We start from the raw sequence: 6659 nt of genomic DNA, 5'->3' as shown, positions 1-6659 counted from the left end.
CTTCAAAAGTTCACCCGGTTTGTAGGTGCCAATCCAGTAGTCAACTTCAGGGATTTCCTTTTCGAGTTCCTTGCCGTAGCGGCCAGAGAGGCAACCAGACACAATCAGCTTCTGCTTCGTTTTTTTGCCGTTAATCTGCGAGAGAATTGCATTGATGGATTCTTCTTTGGCGGCTTCGATGAATCCGCAGGTGTTCACCAGAATGTAGTCCGCCTTGGCGGCGCTGTCGCAGGTCACAAATCCGGCGTTTAGCATTTCTCCGACCAGGTTCTCTGCATCGACCTGGTTCTTGGCGCATCCTAAGTGGACGACGAAAACTTTGGGCTTTTTTGTGGGCATATTGCCAAATTTAGAATTTTCTCTTGTAAAAGCTCTTTTTATTTGGAATTTGCAATTTCAATTATCTATATTTCGCAACTAGTAACTGATAACTAAAAACTATTAACACGCAAAGAACTATGGCAGAATATACCGAAAAAATGGACAAGGCCATCGAGGCCACCGAACGTGAATTTTCCAAGATCCGCGCTGGCCAGGCTAGCCCCGCTATCCTGAACGATGTGCGCATCGACTACTACGGTACGCCGACCCCGATTTCTCAGGTGGCCAAGGTTTCTGTCCCGGAACCGCGCATGCTGCTCGTGTCCCCATGGGAAAAGACCATGGTCGATCCGATTGAAAAGGCTATCCTTGCTGCAAACATTGGCCTTACCCCGATGAAGGACGGCAACTGCATCCGCGTGAGCTTGCCGATTCTTACCACGGAACGCCGCCAGGAACTTGCAAAGATCGCCCGCAAGCATGCCGAAGAAGGCCGCGTGGCTATTCGCAACATTCGCCGCGATGCCAACGACGCCCTCAAGAAGAACAAGGACTTGCCTGAAGACGAAGTCAAGAAGCAACAGGACGAAATCCAGAAGGCGACCGACAAGGCTATCGCGAAAATCGACAGCCTGCTTGCCGAAAAGGAAGCGGACATCCTCAAGGTGTAGTCCGGGGTCTTTGTGGGCAATCAGCTTAGACATGTAGCCATCATCATGGACGGTAACGGGCGCTGGGCCCGCAGCCGCGGTCTCGAACGTTTCCTGGGCCACCGCAAGGGTACCCAGGCGACAATCGATGCTGTCGAGGTGGGCGTAAACCTTAAGCTCGAGCACATGACGCTTTATGTGTTCAGTTCCGAAAACTGGGGCAGACCTTCCAAGGAAGTGGATTACCTGATGAATCTCCTGATCGAGATGGTCGTCAAGGAAATTCCAGACCTCATGGAAAAGAATGTAAAGCTCACCGTCATCGGCAATATGGCGCGACTTCCTGAAAAACCGCGTGCAAGCCTGCAGTCCGCTATTGACAAGACGGCGAACAACACGGGCATGCAGCTAAACCTTGCCATTTCTTATGGTGGCCGTCAGGAAATCGTGGATGCCACGAAGGCTATTGCCGCCGCTGTTGCGGCGGGTACAATCAAGCCCGAAGATATCGACGAAAGTTTATTTGCAAAAAATCTGTATTTAAAGGGTGCTCCCGACCCGGATCTTGTGATTCGAACGGGAGGCGAGTTCAGGCTTTCGAATTACCTGCTTTGGCAGGCAGCCTACAGCGAGTTCTACGTGACCGACACGCTTTGGCCTGACTTCAGCAAGGATGAATTCCTGAAGGCTGTAGAATTTTTCAAAACTCGCGAAAGACGATTTGGGAAGGTATTACATGAGTAACTTAGCGCAGCGTTTGATTACGGCTTTTATCGCTATTCCGATAGTGTTTGGCTTGCTGTGGTTTAACGACTTCAGCCGTATCGGCCTGATGTGCTTTATCGCCGGTGTCGGTGCTTGGGAATGGGCTGGCATGGTGTCCAAGATGTACAAGGGCCCAGATATGCGGTATCTTTCTTTTGCCGCATCGCTCGCGCTCACGCTGGCATGGGCGCTTTCGAAGGGAAGCTACTTCGGTCTTCCTGCGGTGCCCTACGTAGTGGGCATGACCTTCCTCGTGATTTTTGCAATCTATATCGGTGTCGCCTTTGCAAAGGTTGAAATCGATCATCTTTTCCCGTGGCTCGTAATGCAGCTCGGAGCTCCGCTGTACTTGGGGCTCTGGGGCGGTATGAACGTACTCATGATGGGAAATGGTCAAGGCTTTGAACATTGCTATCCGTTTATTCTGGTGATGACTGGTGTCTGGCTTTGCGATACGGTGGCGTACTTCTTTGGCAAGTTTGCTGCTGGCAAGGGTCCTTTGGGTCGTCACCCGTTTGCTCCAAGCATCAGTCCCAAGAAAACTTGGGAAGGTTCTGTGGCGGGTTCTGTCGCGACGGTCGCTTGGGTGGCATACTGGGCCAAGTGCAGTGCTGCTCTCGGATGCTTCAACGTGGATATCGACTGGGCGAAGGCGATTGGCCTTGGCCTCTTGGTAACTGTCGCGGGCCAGGTGGGCGATCTGTTGATGTCTGCCCTCAAGCGCTGGAGCGGCACCAAGGATTCCGGCAACCTATTTGTCGGTCACGGAGGCGTGCTCGACCGCTGCGATTCCTTCTTCCTTGCTGCACCTGCTCTTTACCTGCTCATGGATTTCTTCCAGAAAATCGCGTAACGCAAACGAAGAACGAAGTGGAAAATTTGAAGGCGGGCATTTGTCCGCCTTTCCTATTTCTTAATTCCATGCTCTGCCATGTAGATGGCAAGGTAGTCGATGACGCCGGAATCGGCGCCTTTCACAGGGATGTAGCGCAAGTTGTTTTCACCGTCGATGATGACGGCGAGTCCTGCGATGTAGTTTATCCAGTGGTAGTCTTCGTGGTACTTGAGTGCGACTTTCCCTTCGGAGCCGAATACGGCCAAGGGCATGACGAATATGTCGTGCGAAACCATGATGCTTACTCGTTTCCACTTGGGCAAGTTCTTTAGGATGACGTTCTCCATGAATTCCTGAGCGCGAGGTATAATTTCGTAGAGTGCGTCGGGGTAGGGCTCTCCGTATGCCCAGCGTGCCATGAGTTCCACGGAACTGCCCTTCATGCCGAGCCCTGTCGCGTATTGCGCAAGCGAATCCGCAGAGATTTTCAGAAACCAGTTGCCGGTGATGTCGTAGTTCGTGATTAGCTTCGGCGTGCTCGCTTCGCCGCGGCCTTTCGATATGTTGTTCGCGGTTTCGTTCGTGCGCACGAATCCCGAGGTGATGTAGCTGAATTCCTCGTCGCTCTTGAGTGTTGCTCCCAAATCCTGCGCCATCTTTACGCCATTTGCGGTGAGTTCGGTCTCTATCGCCACGGCGTCTTCGCGTTCGGAATGCCGGATGATGAAAACCGCTTTTTCGTCGGGCGAAAGACTTCTGTAAACGTCAGCGACGGTCGCAAATCCGTCCTTGTCGAGCTCGATTATGGCGGCTGCAGAGTCCACGGAACTCGATGATTCCAGAATGACAACTGTGGAAGAGGACGATCTGATTTGCTCCTCTATCGAGGACGAATACCCATGCGGTTGTTGAACGCTGGAAGATGAAACCGGAGTGGTCGCCGACGATTGGGACGACGACCATTCCGGCGAATCTAGCGCAGATGACCCTGTAAGCAAGTTATCGGAGTCAGAAAGGTCCAGGTCAGGTGAACTAGATTCAGTAACGACCGGATTTGATGAAGAATCCGTATTGCCGCAAGCGGCGAGCATGGCGCCTGCAGCGAACATGGCAAAAATGAAGACGCGCATTACGACCCCCACTGGTATTCACCCGGTTCGTACACGGGGTTTTCTCCGTTGAAACCGCGCGGTCGCTTGATCTTGTCGTCGAATACAGTCTTGTTGAAAATGCGGAAGTCCCCGCGTTCGTAGCTCTGGAACGAGATGTGGCAGAATATGGGCCCTGCCGGCATGTACTCGCTGTAGCTCATGGTGCGTTCGCCCGCGGTGTAGAGGTAGTTGAAGTACTTGCCGTTCAGGACGATGTGTAGCCCGATGTTCCCGACGGTGAACCAGCGGCCCTTCGCGAGGATGTTCTCGTGGTGCGTGTCGTCGTAGTCCATTACCACGAATTCCGCATCGCCATTTTTATCAAGATGGAAACGGTACTTGTGGTTGCCCCCGCAGCAGCGCCCGTCAAAGAACCACGTGTATCCGCTTGCGGCGGCGATGCGCGGGTCGCGTACGCTCGTGTCGGGGTGGGCAAGCTGCTCGTCGGTCACGAGGCGCTCAGGTTCCACTGCGGCAATCAGCTGTGCAAGTGTTTTCGGGTTGCTTGCGGAAGTGAGCGAGACCTTGTTTTTCGCCTCGCTCATGGAGCGGCGGTACAGGCGGTAGGGAATGCCGTCGTCGCTGATCATGGTGAGTTCGTCCTGGCTGAATACATAGTAGGCGTAAGTCTTGGTGCCTGTTTTGGTAACGACATTGAAGCTGCGGTTATTCAGCGTGTACCACTGTCCCGACACGTTCGGGAATCCCGAAACCGCCGCGTTGCCGTCTTCGGCGATGACTACGGTGTAGTCGTCGCTTATCCATGCTTCGTCGGCCGCGGTAATCAGGCGGCAGTCGCGGTTCTTGTCGCCCTGGCAGGCGGCGGCCGAAGGGTTCGCCGCTTCGCAGGGGCTCACCATGCCCGGCGGGAGTTCCGCCGACATGCCGATACGGAACCCCATGTCGGCGGCGCCATCGCGGCTGCGGATGGCGCGACGGCTAACCCGCGCAAACTCCGCGGGTTCGCCGTAACTCCCGCCCCGGCGCGTCTTGTTCCCGCTTCCGGTGAGCTGCACCGGATTCACCTTGTCGCCCGAGGTATAGCCCACGAGCCAGTCGTACACCCATTCCCACGAGTTTCCGCTCATGTCGTAGAGCCCGAGCTTATTCGGCTTCTTGGTCGCCACGTCGTGTGCCTTGCCGCCGCTGTTTTCGGAATACCACGCCACATCATCGACGCTGTTGCTTCCCGAGAACTTGAAGTTGTCGGGAACGCCGTCCTTGCCGCCACGCGCCGCGAATTCCCATTCGGCATCGGTCAGCAGTCGGTACTGGTGCCCTGTGATTTGTCCTAGTTTACAGGCGAAACTGTTCGCGTCGAACCAGCTTACGCCGATTTTGGGCGCCTTGTCCGATTCCCAGGCGTTTTTCTTGCCGCCCATCACTGCGTTCCATTGCCCGATGGTGACTTCGGTATTCGCGATGTGGTAGGCGTCTACCGTTACTTTGTGCGCAGGCGTCTCGTAAATCTTGTCCTGCTCGGCGCAGTTATCGCATCCGCGCGTGTACGTGCCGCCCGCGACATACACCATGTTGAACACCGCTCCGTTTACGGTGTCGGAGAAGGTGGCCGGAGCCACATAGGTAAATTCCGTTGAACTGGAACTATTGTCCGAATGCGAAGACTCCGTGTTGCTCGAGCTTCCGGGAACGCTGGAATTTGAACTATCGGAAATGTCCGTATTCGAAGTCCCGTCACCTGTTCCGGAACTTTGCGACGATATTTCGTTAAGAAAATCCCCCGAAGACAACAATCCTGAAAAGCTGTCGGACGACAGCCCTTCACCTGGTGAATTTCCCTCGCCTTCGATAGACGATTCGTTATTTGCTGCAGAAATGTCGTCGTTTGACGATTCTGAACAACCCCACATCCCGACGGCAAAGTATACCGCCAAAACACCCGAAAAATAGCTGCGCATAGGCACCTCTTCGAGTAAAAAATCCAACCCAAATTCAAAATACACTCTTGTGCGAATAAATCAAAGTAAAAACTTTTAAACAAGGAGTGCTCTGTTCCTATGCTGGATTTGCCGTGGTGTTGTAATGGCGAACAACGCAAACTGCTTTGTAGATATGCCCTTTTATGCGACCCCTATATATATTTATGATAAAAAAGAGGAATGTGGATATGGATTATAAAAAGTTGACTTTTGCGACCGTGCTTGCCATGGGCGCTTCCATGATTTACGCACAGAATGCAGAAATTGCAACCTGGTCGGGTTTCCGCAAAGGGGCTACCTCGTTCACGTTTGATGATAGCGCCCCGAGCCATGTGAGCGACGCGGGCCCGTTGTTTGATAAATACAACTATAAGGCTACATTTAATCTGATTGTCTCTGCGGGGTGGAATACTCCGGACTGGAGTGGCTTCCAAAAAATGGCAGATACTGGTCATGAGATGGCAAGCCATAGTGATTCCCATCCGGGTAATGGTGCTATGCCCAATAGTGAAATTGCATCTTCAAAGAGCCATATTAACGATAAGATCAATCAGAAATACGGATGCATAACCCTTGCTTACCCGAACTGCAATGTTCCCGATGAGCGGCAGGTTCTGCAGAACTATATTGCGGGTCGAGTTTGCAATGCCAGCTGGGCACAAATCCCTAGCGATGTGATGAGTAAAGATGGTCCGAGTAACTGGGCCAAGGTTCCTGCGGCCATGACGGGTGCTGAGAACAGCATCAAGTCTACGAATGACTTTACGGGACTCATGCAAAATGCTATTAACAGCAATGGTTGGGTGATGTTCCTGACACATGGTTTCCAGGGGAAGAACAATGGCGGAGCATCGTATTCGCCGACAGATATCAGCGCTATTGAAGGTGCTCTCAAGTGGGCTCAGCAGAACGACAAGGATATCTGGGTCGCACCGTTCCGTAATGTCGCCATGTACATCAAGGAACGCAAGGCCTCGAAAATTGAACCGCAGGACGG

General features: G+C 53.1%; 6 protein-coding genes and 1 pseudogene. 4 read left to right on the top strand and 3 right to left on the bottom strand.

Annotation, left to right across the window (positions count from 1 at the left end; genetic code table 11):
- Positions 1–339: pseudogene (locus Q0628_RS05640) on the bottom strand (30S ribosomal protein S12 methylthiotransferase RimO); the annotation flags it as partial.
- Between the two features lie 119 nt (positions 340–458).
- Here Q0628_RS05640 and frr point away from each other — a divergent pair.
- The 3 genes from frr to Q0628_RS05625 are packed head-to-tail and all read left to right on the top strand — an operon-like array spanning position 459 to position 2589.
- Positions 459–992: a ribosome recycling factor gene (gene frr / locus Q0628_RS05635; protein ID WP_298768976.1), complete on the top strand. Its 534-nt coding sequence runs from the start codon at positions 459–461 to the stop codon at positions 990–992.
- A 12-nt stretch (positions 993–1004) separates the two neighbouring features.
- Entirely contained in the window at positions 1005–1715 is a 711-nt protein-coding gene (locus Q0628_RS05630; RefSeq protein WP_298768974.1) for an isoprenyl transferase, read from the top strand.
- Entirely contained in the window at positions 1708–2589 is an 882-nt protein-coding gene (locus Q0628_RS05625) for a phosphatidate cytidylyltransferase (RefSeq protein WP_298768972.1), read from the top strand. The genes Q0628_RS05630 and Q0628_RS05625 overlap by 8 nt, the downstream gene beginning before the upstream one ends.
- A 53-nt stretch (positions 2590–2642) precedes the next feature.
- Here Q0628_RS05625 and Q0628_RS05620 read toward each other — a convergent pair whose 3' ends face one another.
- Together Q0628_RS05620 and Q0628_RS05615 are read right to left on the bottom strand one after the other, a co-directional pair.
- Positions 2643–3701 (bottom strand): histidine phosphatase family protein, encoded by a 1059-nt coding sequence (locus Q0628_RS05620; protein WP_298768970.1) that lies wholly within the window; start codon positions 3699–3701, stop codon positions 2643–2645.
- Complete coding sequence (locus Q0628_RS05615) at positions 3701–5641, bottom strand: SUMF1/EgtB/PvdO family nonheme iron enzyme (RefSeq protein ID WP_298768968.1); 1941 nt, start codon at positions 5639–5641, stop codon at positions 3701–3703. The genes Q0628_RS05620 and Q0628_RS05615 overlap by 1 nt, the downstream gene beginning before the upstream one ends.
- Positions 5642–5850: 209 nt before the next feature.
- On the opposite strand from Q0628_RS05615, the gene Q0628_RS05610 reads away from it, so the two are divergent.
- Positions 5851–6659, top strand: an 809-nt coding sequence (locus Q0628_RS05610; protein ID WP_298768966.1) for a polysaccharide deacetylase family protein, incomplete at its 3' end; no start/stop codon positions are given.

The sequence above is a fragment of the uncultured Fibrobacter sp. genome (genome assembly GCF_937877005.1).
Classification (GTDB): domain Bacteria; phylum Fibrobacterota; class Fibrobacteria; order Fibrobacterales; family Fibrobacteraceae; genus Fibrobacter.
Note: the sequence above shows the minus strand (reverse complement) of the source record. Positions and strands in the feature narration are given on the sequence as shown.

What these genes read in the sequence shown, in the direction of transcription:
- frr (WP_298768976.1), top strand. Translation starts at nt 459, where the DNA reads ATGGCAGAATATACCGAAAAAATGGACAAGGCCATCGAGGCCACCGAA.
- Q0628_RS05625 (WP_298768972.1), top strand. Translation starts at nt 1,708, where the DNA reads ATGAGTAACTTAGCGCAGCGTTTGATTACGGCTTTTATCGCTATTCCG.
- Q0628_RS05620 (WP_298768970.1), bottom strand. Translation starts at nt 3,701, where the DNA reads ATGCGCGTCTTCATTTTTGCCATGTTCGCTGCAGGCGCCATGCTCGCC.
- Q0628_RS05615 (WP_298768968.1), bottom strand. Translation starts at nt 5,641, where the DNA reads ATGCGCAGCTATTTTTCGGGTGTTTTGGCGGTATACTTTGCCGTCGGG.